This is a genomic window from Streptomyces sp. 2-1 (assembly GCF_048564895.1).
Lineage (GTDB): Bacteria > Actinomycetota > Actinomycetes > Streptomycetales > Streptomycetaceae > Streptomyces > Streptomyces phaeochromogenes.
The window spans coordinates 3,280,056-3,299,823 of record NZ_CP183383.1; the positions used below are offsets into that span (position 1 = coordinate 3,280,056).

Below are 19,768 nucleotides of genomic sequence, written 5' to 3' on the forward strand. Positions count from 1 at the left end.
ACCCCACTTATGATCATCACTCCGCGGTCGTGATCATGGTCATGACCATAGAGCGTTGGGGGAACAACCAGATGAGTCGTCGGAGCATTCTGACCGTCGCCGCCTGTATGGCGGCTGGTTCGACGCTTTTGATCGCACCCGCCCACGCGTCCGAGTCCAAGGACGTGGGAATCCAGGCCCGGGTCGAGTGCACGAGCCTCAGCAACGGGCAACTGTGCATCTCCCTGAACACAAGCCCCAGCCGCGTCGAGGTCTTCTACACGAAGACCGGCGGCGGGACGATCAGCGCGCAGCTCGGATACCGCACCACCGCTGGCGGCAGCCCCACCTACGGTGGGACGAAGAGCATCAGCCTCAATGAGCGGGCCGTCAGCACCTGGAACATGAGCTACCGGTGCGACGTGGACTGGAAGGGTCTGATCAAGGTCTCCGGGCAGGGGACCTTCGAGACCCCGTGGGCGACCTGCTGACCGAGGTCGGCCGCTGACCAGAGGACAGTCGCCCGCCGCCCCCGCCCGGACACCGTTCCGGGCGGGGGCGGCCGCGTTTCCGCTGTCTGGGATGATGCGGGCCCATGGCGAAGAAGTCGAAGAAGCAGCAGCCGGGAGGGACACCCGCGACCGTGGCGCTCACCGCGGCGGGCGTCGAGTTCACGGTCCACTCCTACGAGCACGACCCCTCGCACCCCTCGTACGGGGAGGAGGCGGCCGAGGCGATGGGCGTCTCGCCCGACCGGGTCTTCAAGACGCTGGTCGCGGACGTCGACGGGGAGCTCACCGTCGCCGTCGTGCCGGTGGCCGGCTCGCTCGACCTCAAGGCACTGGCCTCGGCGGTGGGCGGCAAGCGGGCCGCCATGGCCGATCCGGCCGCCGCGGAGCGCTCCAGCGGGTACGTGCGCGGAGGCATCTCGCCGCTCGGGCAGCGCAAGCGGCTGCGTACGGTGCTGGACGCGTCGGCCTCGGCCCACGCCACCGTCTGTGTGTCCGCGGGGCGGCGGGGGCTCGAGGTGGAGCTCGCTCCGGAGGATCTGGCGAAGCTCACGGACGCCGTGGTTGCCGCCGTCGGGCGTGTGTGAACCCTCGACGGGGGGCCCGTTTTCGGTTAAGTACCGAGGACATGTCGAAGAAGACGCGTAAGCGGAAGTGGCGGGTCAAGAAGGGGCGGTCCAACCACGGGCACCGGCCCGCGTAGGACCGTTCTCACAGCCCCGCGCCCCTTTCGGGGCCGGGGCGCCACCGTTGCCCGGGGCCGTCAGGCCTGCGGCGGGTACTGAGGCTGGTCGTACGGGTACGGATCCGGGTCCCTCGGGCCGAACAGGGCCGTCAGACCCAGGTGGACCAGAAGGGCCGAGACGGACCAGGCGAGCAGGGCGCCCTTGGCGCTGAGGCCGTACGGGGCGTCGAAGGTGACTCCCCTGCCGACCTCCTTGCCGTGGGCGAGCACGTCCTGGGTGGGGCCGAGCCAGATGCCCACGCGCCAGGCGAGCAGGGAGGCGAGGATGCCTCCGACGGTGAGCGCGACGATCAGCGGGATGCCGCCGCGACGCCGCAGCAGGAAGACGACCACCGCGGTGACCAGGCCGAAGCCGACCGCGAGCAGGGAGAAGGTGCCGTCCACGCCGATGACCTGCTCCCCCTCCACATCCTTGGGAAAGACATCCACGCCGTCCGAGACCACCGGCACATGCGGCGCCAGCCAGAACCACAGCAGTCCCAGCAGCACGCCGCTGATCGCCGTCGCGACCGTGATGACGGCGGCCTCACGCAGTTCGGTCTTCATCCCGGGGCCGTCCTCCTCATGAACGGGCGCGTACCCGGGGGGCGGCGCCTGCCAGACGTGGTGCGGAGGCTGGTGGTTCGGCTGTGGAGGCGGAGTCAGCGGTGCGGTCACACCGACATCGTGCCAGGCCCGCCTGTCGGCCGCGTCACCGGACGGCCGCCCGGCGGTAGGCCCAGGTCGCCACGGCCAGCGAGGCGACGCCGACGCCCGCGCACACGGCGAGGTCGAGCACGACGACAGCCCAGTCCGGGTCCGCCCCGAAGGTCAGCGCAAAGGCCTCGACGCCGTACGTGGAAGGCAGCAGGTCACGCGCGTACTGGACGACCACCGGCAGCCGGTCCGGCGGCAGCACCCCGAGCAGCAGTGCGGCGGACATGCCCAACTGTCCGAGCAGCGTGGCGAGTTCGGGCCGCGGGGCGAGCAGTCCGAGCGCCGCCCCGAGCCCGGCGAGCGCGGCGCCCGCGAGCGGGATGACGGCGATCAGGATCCACAGGTGGGTCAGCGGCAGCCCGAAGAGCATGCAGCCGACCACGGCGGTGACGAGGGTCCCGGGCACGGTGAAGGAGGCGTACGCCGCGGCGGCGCCGAGCACGACGGCGGCGGGCGGCACGGGCAGCGTCGCGTAGTGGTCGAGGCCGCCGCTGGCGCGCAGCTGGCCGAAGTACTGGGCGAGCAGGTTGAGCGCCACGAACGCGACCACGAGGACCGACGAACCGGCCACCACGGCGTGTGCCTCGTCCCCGCCGTCCACGACCCCGCGCATCAGGACCATGATCCCGACGGACTGGAAGGTCGCCACGAACAGCAGCGGGATCCTGGCCACCCGGGCCCGGGAGAGCTGCGCCCGGTAGACGGCGGCCAGGGCCGGCCAGAGCCGGGCGCGCGGCCCGAGCCCGGCCACGGCACGGACTCCGTCATCGGTGTCCACGACCCGATTCCCGTCCGCACGGGCTGCGCCGGGCAGGACCTCGGCGGGTACGACACTCACGTCGAGCGGCTCCTGTTCGCTTCGGCTGTCGTCCTGTACCTGTTCCGTACGGCTGTGGAGGCCCGCACGCTCATGCCTTGACCAACCCCCGTACGTTTCCGGCGCTGCCGCCCAGCGCCAGGTACACGTCCTCCAGGCTCGGCGTGGCGAGCGTGAAGTCGTCCAGTGCCGCGAAGGCGGCGCCGCCGGTGACGGCCGCCACGGCCGCGCGGGCCTCCTCGGGGGCGAGCCGCAGCGACCAGCGACGGCCCGACTCTACGGCCCGGTCGCGCAGGGCGGCGACCTCGGGCACGTCCAGGGGCGCGCGCTCGCGCCAGACGAGTTCGAGGCGCACCTCGCCGGCGACCTGCTCCTTCAGCCCGGAGGGGGTGTCGCAGGCGATGACACGGCCCCGGTCGAGGACGGCGACGCGGTCGAGGACCGTCTCCGCCTCGATGACGTTGTGGGTGACCAGGAGGACCGTCGTGGCGTGCTCGACCCGGCGCCGGTCGACGGCGCCCCAGACGGCACGGCGGGCGACGGGGTCCATGCCGGTGGTCGGCTCGTCGAGGACGAGGAACGGCCGCGCGCCGACGAGCGTGGTGGCGAAGCAGGCGAGCCGCCGCTGCCCGCCGGACAACTTCTTGAGGGGCCGCGCGGCCAGCGCGGTGAGCCCCAGCTCCTCCAGGACCTCGTCCCGCTCGGCCCGCGCGCTGCGTACGTCGAGCCCTCGCAGCCGCCCGGTGGTCTCCGCGGCGAGCGACACGGTCAGCTCGTCGAGCGCGGTGGACTCCTGCCCCAGGTACGCGAGGATCCGCGCCGCCCGCTCGGGGTGGCGCACGATGTCGTGCCCGAGGATCTCGACACTGCCGCGGTCGGGGCGCATCAGCCCCGTCAGCTGCCGTACGAGGGTGGTCTTGCCCGCGCCGTTCGGCCCGAGCAGCCCGAAGATCTCACCTCGCCGGATGTCGAGCCGTACCCCGTCGGTGGCCCGCACCTCGGGCGTCCCGGGTGCTCCCCGCCGCCCACGCACCGCCGGATAGGTCTTCGTCAGATCCCGCACCGCGCACACGACATCCCCACCGTGCCCGTTCCGGACTCCCTGTGCGGTGCGCGTACTCACGAGGACTGAGGGTACGGGGTCCCACCCCCAAACCAACGCCCGGGGCGGGCATACGCCCAATATCGGCCCCACACTGCGCCCCGTAAGGGGCGCGGGGAACTGCGCACTCACCCCCCACGGACCCGCACCCGACAGCGCAAGGTCACGCCCCTTTAGGGGCGCGGGGAACTGCGCACCCACCCCTCACAGACCCGCACCCGACAACGCCGGTCCACCACCTCTTCAGGGGCGCGGGGAACTGCGCAACAAGCCCCCCGCCGAACCCCTACTCCCCCGCGGGAGCATGCTCGGCCGCGGTCCGCACATCGATCTCCCGCCAGAACCCCGCCCGAATCGCATACCGATCATGCTCATCGATCTGATCGTCCTTGTGCGCGAGCAGCCCGAACCGAGCCGCATACCGCAACAACTCCCCGTCGATACGATGCGGCACCCGCGGATACATCGTCGACAGCTTCTGCAACTGGACCTGGTCCGACAACCGCCCCATCCACCGCCGAGCGAACACCTGCCCGACCTCGTACGGATCCCCACCCACCGTCGTGATGTCCTCCTCACGATCGGCCCACCGCTGCTCGGCCGACGTGAGCTGCGCGAGCGTGGGCAGCAGCGCCGCCTCCGCGGACTCCGCGGCCGTACCGGGCCGGTCGACCCACCCCTTGTCGGAGGACCACCGCAGCGTCGCGTTGGCGGGCTGCGGATGCACATGCGTCCCGGGCGCCCGCAACGCGGCCAGATCCTTCGGCGTCGGAACGCCACCCTTGGCGGCCGGCGCCCTCTCCTCCGTGCCGTTCTCACTGGGCGCGGCCTGCGCGTGCTCGGCGTCCCGCGAGGGCCGCTCCCCCGCGGAGCTCAGCGCGGACTCGGGCAACGGCGCGGAGAGGATCGCGGCGATCTCGGGCCGCGGCACGGGCGGCGGCGCGCAGACCCCGCCGAGGTCCTTGGCCTGGACGGCCTTGGTGATCCAGATGCGGTCGAGGACCCGCCGCTCGTCGGCCTCGGCGACAAGATCCTCGGACTGGTTGTAGTCGCCGTCGGCGGCCTGCACGGCCCACAGATGCACGGCGACCCCGTGCTCCTTCGCGGCCATCATGCCCGGCAGCAGATCCCCGTCCCCGGTGACGAGCACGACGTCGGAGCAGGCACGGTTGCGCGCCAGCTCCGTGAGCTCGGCGTGCATGGCGGCGTCCACGCCCTTCTGCGCCCAGCGCCCGTCGCTGCGGGTCAGCGCGCCCAGGCGCACCGTGACCCGCGGCATCACCCGCAGTCTGCGGTGCTCGGGCTGCGGTACGCGGTCGGGGGCGCCGTCGAACCAGTAGATGCGCAACAGGGGCCGTTCCGTGTCGGACTCGGCGCGCTCGCGCAGGCCCTGGATGAGGGCGGCGTGGTCGACGGTGATCCGGGAGCGGGAGGAATCCCCGGCGAGAAGACTGGCAGCAGCCCCGAGCAGGTACCCGGCGTCCACCAGGACAATGCAGCGGTCCACGCGATCCACCCTCTTTCCGGGAGGTTTGCTTCGGGCTTCCTTCGAGTCTGCCCGACCCTGCGGAGGTTAACGGCCGGAACTCGATCTTCGGCGTGGCGGATCGACGTATCACTCACCGACAGGGCTTATTACGCACGGTAATTCTCCGAAATGCGCTCCTTGTCGCGCTATGTGAGTCTGGTCCCGGCCCTGGCCCCGAGATCCCCCGTAGGAGGCAGATCACCATGGCCAAGAACAAGAACCGCAAGCAGGGCGGGCAGCACGACCGCTCCTCGCAGGCCGAGCGCGCGCAGGAGCAGGCAGACCGGTCCTCGACGGAGGCGCAACAGTCGCCGATGTCGCAGGCCCAGGGCAGCCCCGCCGATGTTGCCCGTAAGCACCAGAAGCGCTTCGGCCACAACTGAGGCCCGCACGAGGCCTGTTGAGGGCTGCTGAAGCCCAGGCACACGACGAGGGGCGCATCCACGACGGATGCGCCCCTCTCGTACCTCGCCTATCGGTTCAGCTCGACCCCGACTACCGGCTCAGCCCGCCAGGCAGGACGGGCCGAGCAGCACTTTCAAGTCACCGAAGAGCGCGGGGTCCGGCTTCACCCGGTGCCGGTCGAGCCGCAGGACCGTCGTCTTGCTCGGGCCCTGGAGCCTGATCCGCACCTCGCTCTCGCCCTTGTGATGGCTGAGGATCTCGCCGAGCCTGCTGATCATCGGCGGGGTGACCTTCAGCGCCGGGATGGTGAGGATCACGGGCGCGTTGGTGCCCGCGTTCGACAGGTCCGGGACCTGGAGTTCCATCGCGACGAGCCGGGGCACGTCCTCGCGCTTGTCGAGGCGCCCCTTGACGAACACCACCGCGTCCTCGACGAGTTGGGTCGACACCAGCTGATAGGTCGCCGGGAAGAACATGCACTCGATGGAGCCCGCGAGGTCCTCGACGGTGGCGATCGCCCAGGCGTTGCCCTGCTTGGTCATCTTGCGCTGCAGGCCGGAGATGATGCCGCCGATGGTGACGACCGCGCCGTCCCCGTGCTCGCCGCCGGTGAGCTGGTTGATGCCCGCGTCGGCCTTGTCGGACAGCACGTGCTCCAGGCCGAAGAGCGGGTGGTCGGAGACGTACAGGCCGAGCATCTCCCGCTCCTGGGCGAGCAGGTAGGCCTTGTCCCACTCGTCGGTGGTGAACTCGACGTCGAGGCCGAAGCCGGGCTCGCTGCTGTCGTCCTCGCCCATGCCGCCGAAGAGGTCGAACTGGCCCTCGGCCTCCTTGCGCTTGACCGCGACCACGTTGTCGATCATCGGCTCGAAGTGCGCGGTGAGGCCCTTGCGGGTGTGCCCCATCGTGTCGAAGGCGCCGGCCTTGATCAGCGACTCCGTGGTGCGCTTGTTGCACGCGGCCGCCTCGACCTTGTCGAGATAGTCGGGGAACGAGCCGTACTTCCCCTTGGCCTTGCGGCTGCGGATGATCGACTCGACGACGTTCGTACCGACGTTGCGCACCGCCGAGAGGCCGAAGAGGATCACGTCGTCGCCCTGCGCGGCGAAGTTCTGCTCGGACTCGTTGACGTTCGGCGGCAGGACCTTGATCTTCATGCGCCGGCACTCGTTGAGATAGACCGCCGACTTGTCCTTGTCGTCCTTGACCGAGGTGAGCAGCGCGGCCATGTACTCGGCCGGGTAGTTCGCCTTCAGATAGCCGGTCCAGTACGACACCAGTCCGTACGCGGCGGAGTGCGCCTTGTTGAACGCGTATCCGGCGAACGGGACCAGCACGTCCCACAGGGCCTGGATCGCCTCGGCGCTGTAGCCGTTCTTCTGGGCGCCCTCCTGGAAGAGGACGAAGTTCTTCGCCAGCTCGTCGGGCTTCTTCTTGCCCATCACGCGGCGCAGGATGTCGGCCTCGCCGAGCGAGTAGCCGGCGATGATCTGGGCGGCCTTCTGGACCTGCTCCTGGTAGACGATCAGGCCGTAGGTGACCGCGAGGACCTCCTCGAGCGGCTCCTCCAGCTCCTTGTGGATCGGCGTGATCTCCTGGCGCTTGTTCTTGCGCTCCGCGTAGTTGATGTGCGAGTTCATGCCCATCGGGCCCGGCCGGTAGAGGGCCGAGACGGCGGAGATGTCCTCGAAGTTGTCGGGCTGCATCTGGCGAAGCAGCGAGCGCATCGGGCCGCCGTCGAACTGGAAGACACCGAGGGTGTCACCGCGGCAGAGCAGTTCGAAGGTCTTGGGGTCGTCCAGCGGGAGGGAGAGCATCTCCAGGTCGATGCCCTTGTTGGCCTTCACCATCTTGATGGCGTCGTCCATGATCGTGAGGTTGCGCAGGCCCAGGAAGTCCATCTTCAGCAGGCCGAGCGACTCGCACTGCGGGTAGTCCCACTGCGTGATCGTGACGTTGTCGGTGTGCCGCACCCAGACCGGGGCGTGGTCGACGATGGGCTCGCTGGACATGATCACGCCGGCCGCGTGCACACCCATCTGCCGGACCAGACCCTCGACGCCCTTCGCGGTGTCGATGACCTTCTTCACGTCCGGCTCGTTCTCGTACATCCCGCGGATCTCACCGGCCTCGCCGTAGCGCGGGTGCTTGGGGTCGGTGATGCCGTTCAGGTCGATGCCCTTGCCGAGGACGTCGGCGGGCATCGCCTTGGTGAGCCGGTCGCCCATCGCGTACGGGTAGCCCAGCACGCGCGCGGAGTCCTTGATGGCGTTCTTCGCCTTGATCTTGCCGTACGTGCCGATCATGGCGACCTTGTCGGCGCCGTACTTCTCCGTCACGTACCTGATCACCTCGACGCGCCGACGCTCGTCGAAGTCGATGTCGACGTCGGGCATGGAGACGCGCTCGGGGTTCAGGAACCGCTCGAAGATCAGACCGTGCGGGATCGGGTCGAGGTCGGTGATGCCCATGGCGTACGACACGATCGAACCGGCCGCGGAGCCACGGCCGGGGCCGACCGCGATGCCCTGCTTCTTGGCCCACATGATGAAGTCGGCGACGACGAGGAAGTACCCCGGGAACCCCATCTGGATGATGACGTCCATCTCGTACTCGGCCTGCTTCTGGCGGTCGTCGGGGACGCCGCCGGGGAAGCGGCGCTCCATTCCGCGGCGCACCTCCTCCTGGAACCAGGTGACCTCGGTGAAGCCTTCGGGGATGTCGAACTTGGGCATGAGGTTCTTCGCCTCGAACATGCCCGTCGTGTCGATCTGTTCGGCCACCAGGAGTGTGTTCGCACACCCCTCCTGCCAGGCCTCCGAGGAGTCGACGGCGTACATCTCGTCCGTCGACTTCAGGTAGTAACCGGTCCCGTCGAAGCGGAAGCGGTCCGGATCGGAGAGGTTCTTGCCGGTCTGGATGCACAGCAGCGCGTCGTGCGCGGTCGCCTCGTGTGCGTACGTGTAGTGCGAGTCGTTCGTCACCAGCGGCGGGATGCCCAGCTTCTTGCCCACCCGCAGCAGGTCGTCACGGACCCGGCTCTCGATCTCGATGCCGTGGTCCATCAGCTCCAGGAAGTACCGGTCCTTGCCGAAGATGTCCTGGTACTCCGAGGCCGCCTTCACCGCCTCGTCGAACTGGCCCAGGCGCAAGCGGGTCTGCAGCTCACCGGAAGGACATCCCGTGGAGGCGATCAGCCCCTCGGACCACTGGGAGATGGTCTCCTTGTCCATCCGCGGCCACTTCTGCAGCCAGCCCTCGGCATACGCGTCCGAGGACAGCCGGAACAGGTTGTGCAGGCCCGTCTTGTTGGCCGCCCAGATCGTCTTGTGGGTGTAACCACCGGAGCCGGAGATGTCGTCCCGCTTCTGATGCGGCTGCCCCCACTTGATCTTCCGCTTGTTGCGCCGCGACTCGGGGGCGACATACGCCTCGATGCCGATGATCGGCGTGACGCCCGCCTTCTTGGCCGAGTGGAAGAAGTCGTACGCCCCGTGGAGGTTGCCGTGATCGGACATCGCGATGTGGGTCATGCCCATCTCGTTGCACGCGTTGAACATGTCCTTCAGCCGCGCGGCACCGTCCAGCAGCGAGTACTGGGTGTGGACGTGCAGGTGCGTGAACGGCGGCTTTGACACGGCTTCGGCCTCCAAGAAGAACAGGTGTCGACGACGGTCCGACCGGCTGCGAACAGTCTGGCGGACAGCGTCGAAGTCTATGCCTCGGCACTGACACTCGGAGTGGTCTCCCCCGTACCTTCGTGAGGGGAAAGCGGGCACTCCCGCGTACCTTCGTCCGTTGGAAGATGACGGAGACATCCGCTCCGGCGGACGGCACATTCCGTCCCACTTGTCATGCACCACCTGCACCAGGAGGCACCAAGCGATGTCGGTTCCGCAGCTCAGCGCCGAGCAACGCGGCGAACAGATCCTCGCCGTATTCGACACCGCCTTCGGCGAACTGCTGGCCGCCGACCCGGCCGCGTTCCGCGTGAAGTTCCGGAAGATGGCGGCCTCCGCGTTCGCCTTCTACCGCGGCACGGCCGGCCTCTTCTACCACGACCTGGAGCAGGAGAAGCGGGGCGGACCGTACCTGGACGAGCGCACCTCGCGCGTGTGGATCCACGGCGACCTGCACGCGGAGAACTTCGGCACGTACATGGACGCCCAGGGGCGCCTGATCTTCAACGTGAACGACTTCGACGAGGCGTACGTCGGCCCCTTCACCTGGGACCTCAAGCGCCTCGCGGCCTCGGTGGCCCTGATCGGCTACGCGAAGGCGCTGAGCGACGGACAGATCACCGACCTCGTCCGGACGTACGCGGCGGCCTACCGCGAGCGCATCCACGCCCTGGCGACGGGCGCCAAGAGCGACGAGGTGCCGCCCTTCACGCTGGACACCGCGCAGGGCCCGCTCCTGGACGCGCTGCGTGACGCCCGCTCGCTGACCCGCTTCGGGCTGCTCGACTCGATGACGGAGATCCGCGACTTCGAGCGCCGCTTCGCGCCGGGCGGCGGCTCCATCGAGCTGGACGCGGCCACGCGCTACAAGGTCCTCGCGGCCTTCGACGGCTACCTGGAGACGCTGCCCGAGGCATCCCTGTCCCGCCCCGACTCGTACCGGGTGAAGGACGTCGTGGGCCGCCGCGGCATCGGCATCGGCTCGGCGGGGCTGCCCTCGTACAACATCCTTCTGGAGGGCGCCACCGACGCCCTGGAGAACGATGTGGTGATCTACATCAAGCAGGCCCAGACCCCGGCCGTGTCCCGGCACATCACGGACTCCTCGATCCGTGAGTACTTCCAGCACGAGGGCCACCGCACGGTGATCTCGCAGCGCGCCCTCCAGGCGCACGCGGACCCGTGGCTGGGCTGGACCGAGCTGGACGGCGCGGGCCAGCTCGTCGCCGAGGTCTCGCCGTACGCGGTGGACCTGGACTGGAGCGACATCGACGACCCGGAGGAGATCGCGGCGGTCGTCGCGGACCTCGGCCGGTCCACCGCCACCATGCACGCGGCGGCGGACGACGAGAGCGGCCACTCGGAGCTGGTGCCGTTCTCCACGGAGCGCGCCATCGACGCGGCGATCGCGGGCGACGAGGACAGCTTCGGCGACCTCCTCGTCGACTTCGCGCACGAGTACGGCGCACGGGCGCGTGCCGACCACCAGATCTTCGTGGACCTGTTCCGCAACGGACGGATTCCCGGTCTGTAGGCATCGCACGACGTAGACGGCACACAACGCACAGGAACCCTTTAGGGACCTCTTACAGGAGTACGTGGGACACTCTCCTCCGCTATGGACATATCCGGGACCCAGCTCAGAGCCGTACGCGCGGCGCTGTTCACGGCACTCGTCGTGACGCTCAGCACCGCGTCGCACGTGCTGCTGTCCCAGGTCCCGCTGCCGCTGACCACCGTGGCCGTGATCGCGGGTGCCGTCTTCGTCGTCGCGTACGCGCTGGCGGGCCGTGAGCGCGGCTTCGGGCGGATCGCCGCCCTGCTGATCCCGCTGGAGCTGGCCGCCGACACGCTGTTCACCGCCGGCCAGCACGCCTGTTACGGCAAGGCGGGCGGCCCGGTGGCGGGCCCGCTGCGCTCGGTCGGCTTCGACATGCTGTGCGGCGGCGAGGTCGGCACCCCGCTGGCCCGCGTCACGGGCGGCGAGACCCAGCCCGCCGCGGCCCTGCTAGCGAACGCCGACCCGGCCGCCGCCTGGCTGCTGCTCGGCGCGCACATCGGTGTCGGTCTGCTCGCGGCAGCCTGGCTGCGGCGCGGCGAGCGGGCCCTGGCCCAGCTCCTGGACGCGGTGGCCGCGGCCACCTTCCGGCCGCTGCTGATCGCGGTCGCCGCGGTGACCGTCCACTTCACCCCCGTACGCCGGCTGCCGCGCCCCACGCGCCGGGTCGCCGCCACGCGTACGCGCCTCTTCGTGCACTCCCTGGGACGGCGTGGACCGCCGTGCTCGGCCGTATTCGCCTGAGCACACCAGTCCCCGTACACCTGTCATCACCACGGAGAACACCATCATGAGCAAGAGGAACAGCCAGGCGGCGAAGTCGGCGGCCCGTGAGCGGCTGCGCGTCGAGCGCGAGCGCCAGGCCAAGCGCGAGAAGGTCAGGCGGCAGGCCATCGTCGCCGGTTCGATCGTCGCGGTGCTCGCGATAGCCGGCGGCATCGGCTACGCCGTCGTACAGAACAACGAGCCCTCCAAGTGGGACGCGGCCGCCGACGCGAAGGTCGTCGCCCCCGCCAACACCAGCGGCACGAACGGCACGACCATCGTGGCCGGCGACTCCAAGACCAAGAGCACGATCCACCTCTACGAGGACGCGCGCTGCCCGGCATGCGCCTCCTTCGAGCAGACCGTCGGCGAGACCGTCAACAAGGGCATGACGGACGGCGACTACAAGCTGTCCTTCACCCTCGGCACCTTCCTCGACGGCAACCTCGGCGGCGACGGCTCGAAGAACGCGCTGAGCGCACTCGGCGCCGCGCTGAACGTGAGCACCGACGCGTTCCTGGACTACAAGACCGCGCTCTACTCGACGAAGTACCACCCCGAGGAGACGACGGACGAGTTCTCCAAGGACAGCTACCTGATCAAGGTGGCGGACACGGTGGACGCGCTGAAGGGCAACAAGAAGTTCCAGGACGCCGTCGAGAAGGGCACCTACGACGCCTGGGCGATGAGGATGAGCAAGACCTTCGACACCGCCAAGGATGTCGACTCGACGCCGACCATCAAGATCAACGACAAGGTGATCAAGAACCCGAGCACGGTCGCCGACTGGGAGAAGTCGCTCAAGGACGCGGGCGTCACCAAGTAACGCGGGCGCAGCGCCAGCAGCGCGGGGCGTGGCGCGAGCAGCTCAAGCAGCGCAGGGCGTAGATCGAGCGGCGCAGGGCGTAGGTCGAGCAACTCAAGTGACGCGCAGCCCAAGGGCGGGTGAACTCTTCCGGGTTCGCCCGCCTTTCACGTCTTCTGCCTTACCGAAAGCGCTACCCGTCAGTAATCTGATCGGCCGTGACCAGTCGACTCAGATCCCTCTCCAGCCCCAACTCCCCCGCGCCGCGCCGCCGTACGGTGGTCAAGGCGGCCGCGGCCACCGCCGTGCTCGGGGCCCCGCTCACCGCCGCGCTGCCGGCCCGCGCCGCCGAGGCCCCCGCCTTCCTGCACGGCGTCGCCTCCGGAGACCCGCTGCCGGACGGCGTCCTGCTGTGGACCCGGGTGACCCCCATGACCGTGGCGACACCCGGCTCCGGGCTCGGCCCCGACGTCGAGGTCGGCTGGACGGTGGCCACGGACAAGGCGTTCACGAACGTCGTCGCGAAGGGCTCCACCACCGCGACCGCCGCCTCCGACCACACCGTCAAGGCCGACATCCGCGGTCTGAAGCCCGCCACGGCCTACTGGTTCCGCTTCTCCAGCGGCGGCACGGACTCACCGGCCGCCCGCACCCGCACCGCCCCGGCCCATGACGCGGCCGTGGCCGGTATGCGCTTCGGTGTGGTGTCCTGCGCCAACTGGGAGGCCGGCTACTTCGCCGCCTACCGGCATCTGGCCGCACGCGGCGACCTGGACGCCTGGTTGCATCTGGGCGACTACATCTACGAGTACGGCACCGGCGAGTACGGGACGCGCGACACCGTCGTACGCCCGCACGCCCCCACGCACGAGATAGTCAGCCTCGCCGACTACCGCACCCGGCACGGCCGTTACAAGACGGACCCGGACCTTCAGGCCCTGCACGCGGCGGCCCCCGTCATCGCGATCTGGGACGACCACGAGTTCGCCAACGACACCTGGTCGGGCGGTGCCGAGAACCACACCGAGGGCGCGGAGGGCGCCTGGTCCGCCCGCCAGTCGGCCGCCAAGCAGGCCTACTTCGAGTGGATGCCGGTGCGGCCCGCGATCGCGGGGACCACCTACCGGCGGCTGCGCTTCGGCAAGCTGGCCGACCTCTCGCTGCTCGACCTGCGCTCGTACCGCTCGCAGCAGGTGAAGGTCGGCAACGGCTCGGTGGACGACCCGAACCGTACGCTCACCGGCCGGGCCCAGCTCGACTGGCTGAAGGCGGGCCTGAAGTCCTCCGACACCAGCTGGCGGCTGGTCGGCAACTCCGTCATGATCGCGCCGTTCGCCCTCGGCTCGCTCTCCGCCGAGCTCCTGAAACCGCTCGCCGAGCTGCTCGGCCTGCCCAAGGAGGGCCTGGCCCTCAACACCGACCAGTGGGACGGCTACACCGACGACCGCCGCGAACTGCTCACACACCTGCGGGACAACGCGATCCGCAACACGGTCTTCCTCACCGGCGACATCCACATGGCCTGGGCCAACGACGTGCCGTACAACGCCGGTACGTATCCGCTGTCGGCGTCCGCCGCCACCGAGTTCGTCGTCACGTCGGTGACCTCCGACAACCTCGACGACCTGGTCAAGGTCCCGGAGGGCACGGTCTCCGCCCTGGCCTCACCGCTGATCCGGGCCGCCAACCGGCACGTCCACTGGGTCGACACGGACCGCCACGGCTACGGCGTCCTGGACCTCACCACCGAGCGGGCGCAGATGGACTACTACGTGCTGTCCAGCCGCACGTCCGCGAACGCGACGACGTCCTGGGCCCGTTCGTACCGCACGCGCAGCGGCACACAGAAGGTGGAGCGGGTGTACGACCCGGTCTGAGCGGGTGTTCGACCGGTCTGATCCCGCGCCGACGGGACGGAGTCCGTCGCCGACCGGATGAAGTCCGCGGCCGGGGCTACAGGCTGTCGAGGAAGCCGAGCGCCACCTGCCAGGTGGCCTCGGCGGCCTCCTTGTCGTAGTCCGGCAGACCGGGGTCGGTGTAGAGGTGCCCGGCCCCCGCGTATCTGTAGACCTCCACGTCGGCGCCCGCCTTCCCCATCTGGAGATACCAGGCGCTCAGCCAGTCGTCGGGCTCGAAGGCGTCCGGCTCCGCGACGTGCAGCTGGACCGGCAGGTCGTCCACCGAGGCGTTCGGCGCGATGTCGGACGTGCCGTGCAGGAGCAGCAGCCCGCGGGCCTTGCTGTCGCCGAGCGCGAGGGTCTGGGCGGTCGCCGCACCGAGCGAGAACCCGGCGTACACGATCCCCCGGTCCGAGTACGGAGCCGCGGCCAGGATCGCGCGCTTCAGCAGCTCCTCCTTGCCGAGCTCGTCCTTGAAGGCCCTGCCCTCCTCGACGGTCTCGAAGGTGCGCCCGTCGAAGAGATCGGGCGTCCACACCTCGTGTCCCGCCGCACGCAGCCGGTCCGCCGCGTCGCGCACCGCGGGCCGCAGCCCGTAGGTCGAATGGAAGAGCATGATGTTCATGAGCCCATGGTGCCAGCCGGGACCGACAATGCCCGGGCTGGGCCGGACCAGCCGCCGAACGCGGCCTCGGGCTCGGGCTCGAGCCGCCGGACACGGACGCTGATCAGCACCCGGCGGACGATGGGGCCGAGACCACATGTTCATGACGGCCCCTGTCCGGTTACGGTCGAGGGCATGGAGAACGTGCTGCGCCCGCTGATCGTCGTCGGCGGCTCGCTCGTACTGACGCTGCTGGTCGGCTGGATCGCCGACCTGCTGCTGAAGCGTGCCGACCAACGCCACCAGGGGGTCCCTCTGTGGGGCCTGCTGCGACGCTGCCGCCTGCCACTGCAGATGGTGATGTGCACGGCGCTGCTGAGAGGGTCGTACGACCAGGCCGAGATCGCCGTCGACCACTCCGCCGCGATCGGCCAGATCCTGACGCTGGTCCTCATCGGCTCCACGGCCTGGCTGGTGGTCCGTATCGCGACGGCGATCGTCGATTCCTCGTACTCCCGCTACGCCAACGCCCACCGCGATCCGGCCCGGGTCCGCCGGGTCCGTACGCAGGTGACGCTGATCCAGCGGGTGGTGTCGGCGATCGTCGGTGTGGTCGCGGTCGCCGCGATGCTGCTGACGTTCCCCGCGATGCGCGCGGCCGGCGCCTCGCTGCTCGCCTCGGCCGGCATCCTCGGCATCGTCGCCGGTGTGGCCGCGCAGTCCACGCTCAGCAACATGTTCGCCGGGCTGCAGATCGCCTTCGGCGACATGGTGCGCATCGGCGACACGGTCGTGGTGGACGGCGAGTGGGGCACGGTCGACGAGATCACCCTGACCTTCCTGACCGTCCGCACCTGGGACGAGCGCCGGATCACCATGCCGGTCTCGTACTTCACGTCCCAGCCGTTCGAGAACTGGTCCCGCGGCGGCGTGCAGATGACCGGCACGGTCTTCTTCCACGTGGACCACAGCGCGCCCGTCGAGGAGATGCGCGACAAGCTCCGCGACATCCTCCGCGAGTGCCCCGCCTGGGACGGCCGCGACTACGGCCTCGCCGTCACCGACACCACCCCCAACACCATCGAAGTGCGCGCCCTGGCCACCGCGAAGGACGCGGACGACATCTGGACGGTCCGCGTCACCGTCCGAGAACAGATGATCCGCTGGCTGACCGCCCACCACCCCTACGCCCTGCCCCGAGTCAACACGGCCGACGCGATCCTCCCCCCGAACGCCCACCCCAACGGCAACGACGCCCGCCCCCCGAGAACAACCCGAGGCCGAGCGGTGGAACCCCCACGAACGGGCCGAGGCTGAGGCAGGCGCCCCAAAGGGGCGCGAGGAACCGCGCACGAAGCGATTTCTTACGCACACCCGAGAACGAACACGAGCCCTGGTAAGACCCCCACCTGTGGGCAAGGTTGAAACGGGCGGAGCGGGCGGGAAAGCCCCCAAAAAAAAGGGGGGCTCACCGAAGACTCCGCACATCCAAATGCCGCAACACCCGATCCACCACCTCAGGATCGGCCCCGGCCTCACTCCGTGCCGCCAACACCTCATGCCGAGCCGCCGACAACATCTCCCCCTGAATCCGCCGAACCCGCTTGATCCGCCGCACCCGATGCTCGTGCCCCTCCCGCCGCTCGTCCTCCCCCATGTCGGGACTGATCCGGAACCCGATGTCGAAGGCCCGCCGCAACAACTGCTCGGACAGCTCGTCCGGCAGCTCCTCGACCTCCTCGATCTCCCGCAGCCGCCGCTTCGCCGCCTTAGCCGCCCGCAGGGCCAGCGCCTTCTCGAACTCCTGCTCCCGATCCGTGTCGGCCCGCACATCCAGCTTCCGGACCAGCCACGGCAGACTCAGCCCCTGCACCACGAGCGTCGCCATGATCACGCCGAACGCGATGAACACCATCTCGTCCCGGTCGGGAAACGGCGCCCCGCTGTCCGTCTCCAGCGGAATGGCCAACGCGAGCGCGACGGAGGCCACTCCGCGCATCCCGGCCCACCACATGACGACGGTCTCCCGCCAGCTCGTAGGAATGTCCTCGTCGTGGTCCCGCTTCGCGTGCAGCCGCTTCGTCAGCCAGGTCGCGGGCAGCAGATACGCCAGCCGTACGAACACGACGACCCCCACGATCGCGGCGGCCCACCCGAGCATCTCCTGCCACCGCCCGGACGCCGTCCTGATCGCGTTGTGCAGTTCGAGCCCGATGAGCCCGAACGCCACCCCGGTGACCAGCGTGTCGACGATGTCCCAGAAGGTGTGCCCGGCGAGCCGCGTCATCACGTCGTCGGCGTCGTTGGCGTACTCGGCCAGGAACAACGCCGTGGTGAGCACCGCGAGCACCCCGGACCCGTGCAACTCCTCGGCCAGCACGTACGAGGCGTACGGCACGATCAGGGTCAGCCCGATCTGCAGCGTCGGGTCCCCGAGGTAGTCCATCAGCCGGTTCGTGCCCCATCCGAGCCCGAAGCCCATCGCCACGGCGACGACGGCGGACAGCAGGAAGTCGAGCGCGGCGCTGGGCAGCGAGAAGGTGCCGCTGACCGCGGCGGCGATGGCGACGTGGTACAGCACGATGGCCGTCACGTCGTTGAACAGCCCCTCGCCCTCCAGGATCGACACCAGCCGGCGCGGCAGCCCCAGCTTGCCCGCGACGGCGGTCGCGGCGACCGGGTCGGGCGGCGCCACCAGCGCACCGAGCGCCACGGCGGCGGCGATCGGCAGCCCGGGCACGATCGCGTGGGCGACCACGGCCACCACGGCGGTCGTGACGAACACCAGCGCGACGGCCAGCAGGAAGATCGGCCGTTTGTTGGCCGTGAACTGCCGCCAGGAGGTACGCCGTACGGCGGCGTACAACAGCGGTGGCAGCAGCGCGGGCAGAATCAGCTCGGGCGGAATGTCCACGTTCGGTACGAAGTCGAGGACGGCCAGCACGATCCCGAGCAGCGTCATCAGCACCGGCGAGGGAAGCCCGAGCCGGTCCCCCAGCGGGACGCTCAGCACGGCCCCGAGCAACATCACGAACAACAGGGCCAACTGATCCACGGTCAGCGCTCCGGACTGGGTCTAGACGATCAAGAACAACCAGACCCCAAGCGTGCCACTGAACCCCAGCGGCGCCCCTCCAGGGGCGCGGGGAACTGCGCAGTCCTTTGCTTTCAGGGGCGCGGGGAACTGCGCAATCCTTCAGGCACTCGGGACTGGTCGCCCCCACCGCCCCGCAGCCAAACCAACAACCGAACCCCAGCAGCCCTAAAGCTCTCGCCGCATCGCCAGATGCGCGATCCCCGCATCGAGGAACTCCGGCCCGTAGGCCACATACCCCAGCCGCTCATAAAACCCGAGCGCATGCGTCTGCGCGTGCAGATCCACCGCCGTCAGCCCACGCGCGCGTGCCGCGTCCTCGATGCCCCGCACGAGCGCGGCCCCGACACCGAGCCCACGCGCGGCCTTGAGCACGGCGAGCCGCCCCAGGGACCCGACACCGGGCTCACCACCGGTCTTGGCGGCCGCCACCTCGCCGTACAGCAGCCGCCCCGCGCCGAACGGAAACCCGTCCTCGCGCACGGCGAGAACATGCACCGCATCGGCGTCGTACGCGTCGTACTCGAGGTCCTGAGGGACTCCCTGCTCGACGACGAAGACCTCCTTGCGCACCGCGAAGCAGGCCTCACGGTCGGCGGGGTCCTCGGCCACACGCACAACGTAGGACGACGGACTCATGCGTAGCTTTCCTCCCGGACGCGGTCCAGCGCCTTCTGCAGGTCCTCCGCGTAGCCGCTCTCGAACTCGACCCACTGGCCGTCCCCGGGGTGCTCGAAGCCGAGCTTCACGGCCTGCAGCCACTGCCGGGTGAGCCCGAGCCGCTTGGCGAGCGTGGGGTCCGCGCCGTACGTCAGGTCGCCGACGCAGGGGTGCCGGTGAGCCGACATGTGGACGCGGATCTGGTGCGTACGCCCGGTCTCCAGCTTGATGTCGAGCAGCGAGGCCGCGCGGAAGGCCTCGATCAGGTCGTAGTGCGTCACGGAGGGCTTGCCCTCGGCCGTGACCGCCCACTTGTAGTCGTGGTTCGGGTGCCGGCCGATGGGAGCGTCGATCGTGCCGCTGGTCGGGTCCGGGTGGCCCTGGACGAGCGCGTGGTAGCGCTTGTCGACCGTGCGCTCCTTGAACTGGCGCTTCAGCGACGTGTACGCGTACTCCGACTTGGCGACCACCATCAGGCCCGAGGTGCCCACGTCCAGGCGGTGCACGATGCCCTGGCGCTCCGAGGCACCCGAGGTCGAGATCCGGTACCCGGCGGCGGCGAGCCCGCCGATGACGGTCGGCCCCGACCAGCCGGGGCTGGGATGCGCGGCGACACCGACCGGCTTGACGATCACGACCACGTCGTCGTCGTCGTGCACGATCTCCATGCCCTCGACGGGTTCGGCGACGATCTGCACGGGCGCGGGCGCCTGCGGCATCTCGACCTCCAGCCAGGCGCCGCCGTGCACCCGCTCGGACTTCCCGACCACCGAGCCGTCGACCGTGACCTTCCCCGCCGCGGCAAGCTCGGCGGCCTTCGTGCGGGAGAAGCCGAACATGCGGGAGATGGCGGCGTCGACACGCTCGCCCTCCAGGCCGTCGGGCACGGGCAGGTTACGGATCTCGGGACTGGTGCTCACCCG

17 protein-coding genes are annotated in these 19,768 nt (G+C 69.8%); 8 read left to right on the top strand and 9 right to left on the bottom strand.

Annotated features, from left to right (window positions below; translation table 11 throughout):
• Positions 1-41 precede the first annotated feature (41 nt).
• Together ACN20J_RS14465 and ybaK are read left to right on the top strand one after the other, a co-directional pair.
• Positions 42-470 carry a hypothetical protein gene (locus ACN20J_RS14465; protein ID WP_259333565.1) on the top strand — a complete coding sequence of 143 codons (429 nt, stop codon included), beginning with the start codon at positions 42-44 and terminating at the stop codon, positions 468-470.
• Positions 471-574: 104 nt separating this feature from the next.
• Positions 575-1,075 (top strand): Cys-tRNA(Pro) deacylase, encoded by a 501-nt coding sequence (ybaK, locus tag ACN20J_RS14470; protein ID WP_189840326.1) that lies wholly within the window; start codon positions 575-577, stop codon positions 1,073-1,075.
• A 176-nt stretch (positions 1,076-1,251) separates the two neighbouring features.
• Here the strand turns inward: ybaK and ACN20J_RS14475 are convergent, their stop codons facing one another.
• From ACN20J_RS14475 to ACN20J_RS14490, 4 genes are all read right to left on the bottom strand, one after another.
• Positions 1,252-1,890 carry an AAA family ATPase gene (locus tag ACN20J_RS14475; protein WP_190230355.1) on the bottom strand — a complete coding sequence of 213 codons (639 nt, stop codon included), beginning with the start codon at positions 1,888-1,890 and terminating at the stop codon, positions 1,252-1,254.
• A gap of 34 nt (positions 1,891-1,924) precedes the next feature.
• Positions 1,925-2,767, bottom strand: a complete 843-nt coding sequence (locus ACN20J_RS14480) for an ABC transporter permease (RefSeq protein ID WP_190230356.1) — start codon at positions 2,765-2,767, stop codon at positions 1,925-1,927.
• Positions 2,768-2,837: 70 nt separating this feature from the next.
• On the bottom strand, positions 2,838-3,818 hold the full coding sequence (locus ACN20J_RS14485) for an ABC transporter ATP-binding protein (protein WP_189840639.1): 981 nt from the start codon (positions 3,816-3,818) through the stop codon (positions 2,838-2,840).
• A gap of 316 nt (positions 3,819-4,134) precedes the next feature.
• Entirely contained in the window at positions 4,135-5,355 is a 1,221-nt protein-coding gene (locus tag ACN20J_RS14490) for an NYN domain-containing protein (protein ID WP_189840323.1), read from the bottom strand.
• A gap of 224 nt (positions 5,356-5,579) precedes the next feature.
• On the opposite strand from ACN20J_RS14490, the gene ACN20J_RS14495 reads away from it, so the two are divergent.
• A complete protein-coding gene (locus ACN20J_RS14495; RefSeq protein WP_189840322.1) occupies positions 5,580-5,759 on the top strand; it encodes a hypothetical protein in 180 nt (59 codons plus the stop codon).
• Positions 5,760-5,879: 120 nt separating this feature from the next.
• Here the strand turns inward: ACN20J_RS14495 and dnaE are convergent, their stop codons facing one another.
• Positions 5,880-9,419, bottom strand: a complete 3,540-nt coding sequence (dnaE, locus tag ACN20J_RS14500; RefSeq protein WP_190230357.1) for a DNA polymerase III subunit alpha — start codon at positions 9,417-9,419, stop codon at positions 5,880-5,882.
• Positions 9,420-9,666: 247 nt separating this feature from the next.
• On the opposite strand from dnaE, the gene ACN20J_RS14505 reads away from it, so the two are divergent.
• The 4 genes from ACN20J_RS14505 to ACN20J_RS14520 all read left to right on the top strand — a co-directional run bounded on the left by ACN20J_RS14505 (position 9,667) and on the right by ACN20J_RS14520 (position 14,466).
• Positions 9,667-10,995, top strand: a complete 1,329-nt coding sequence (locus tag ACN20J_RS14505) for a DUF2252 domain-containing protein (RefSeq protein WP_189840320.1) — start codon at positions 9,667-9,669, stop codon at positions 10,993-10,995.
• A gap of 84 nt (positions 10,996-11,079) precedes the next feature.
• A complete protein-coding gene (locus tag ACN20J_RS14510) occupies positions 11,080-11,763 on the top strand; it encodes a hypothetical protein (RefSeq protein WP_189840319.1) in 684 nt (227 codons plus the stop codon).
• A gap of 46 nt (positions 11,764-11,809) precedes the next feature.
• The gene (locus tag ACN20J_RS14515) at positions 11,810-12,610 is read left to right on the top strand and encodes a DsbA family protein (RefSeq protein WP_419666031.1); all 801 of its coding nucleotides are present in this window, start codon (positions 11,810-11,812) and stop codon (positions 12,608-12,610) included.
• Between the two features lie 197 nt (positions 12,611-12,807).
• Positions 12,808-14,466 (top strand): alkaline phosphatase D family protein, encoded by a 1,659-nt coding sequence (locus ACN20J_RS14520; RefSeq protein WP_419666032.1) that lies wholly within the window; start codon positions 12,808-12,810, stop codon positions 14,464-14,466.
• Positions 14,467-14,542: 76 nt separating this feature from the next.
• Here the strand turns inward: ACN20J_RS14520 and ACN20J_RS14525 are convergent, their stop codons facing one another.
• On the bottom strand, positions 14,543-15,112 hold the full coding sequence (locus ACN20J_RS14525; protein ID WP_190230360.1) for a dienelactone hydrolase family protein: 570 nt from the start codon (positions 15,110-15,112) through the stop codon (positions 14,543-14,545).
• Between the two features lie 174 nt (positions 15,113-15,286).
• Here ACN20J_RS14525 and ACN20J_RS14530 point away from each other — a divergent pair, with 174 nt between their 5' ends.
• Positions 15,287-16,408, top strand: coding sequence for a mechanosensitive ion channel family protein (locus ACN20J_RS14530; protein WP_190230361.1), 1,122 nt, complete (start codon positions 15,287-15,289; stop codon positions 16,406-16,408).
• A gap of 151 nt (positions 16,409-16,559) precedes the next feature.
• Here ACN20J_RS14530 and ACN20J_RS14535 read toward each other — a convergent pair whose 3' ends face one another.
• The 3 genes from ACN20J_RS14535 to ACN20J_RS14545 all read right to left on the bottom strand — a co-directional run bounded on the left by ACN20J_RS14535 (position 16,560) and on the right by ACN20J_RS14545 (position 19,765).
• Positions 16,560-18,146: a Na+/H+ antiporter gene (locus tag ACN20J_RS14535; RefSeq protein ID WP_189840314.1), complete on the bottom strand. Its 1,587-nt coding sequence runs from the start codon at positions 18,144-18,146 to the stop codon at positions 16,560-16,562.
• Between the two features lie 207 nt (positions 18,147-18,353).
• Positions 18,354-18,824, bottom strand: coding sequence for a GNAT family N-acetyltransferase (locus tag ACN20J_RS14540; protein WP_419666034.1), 471 nt, complete (start codon positions 18,822-18,824; stop codon positions 18,354-18,356).
• Complete coding sequence (locus ACN20J_RS14545; protein ID WP_189840312.1) at positions 18,821-19,765, bottom strand: RluA family pseudouridine synthase; 945 nt, start codon at positions 19,763-19,765, stop codon at positions 18,821-18,823. The genes ACN20J_RS14540 and ACN20J_RS14545 overlap by 4 nt, the downstream gene beginning before the upstream one ends.
• Positions 19,766-19,768: the final 3 nt, after the last annotated feature.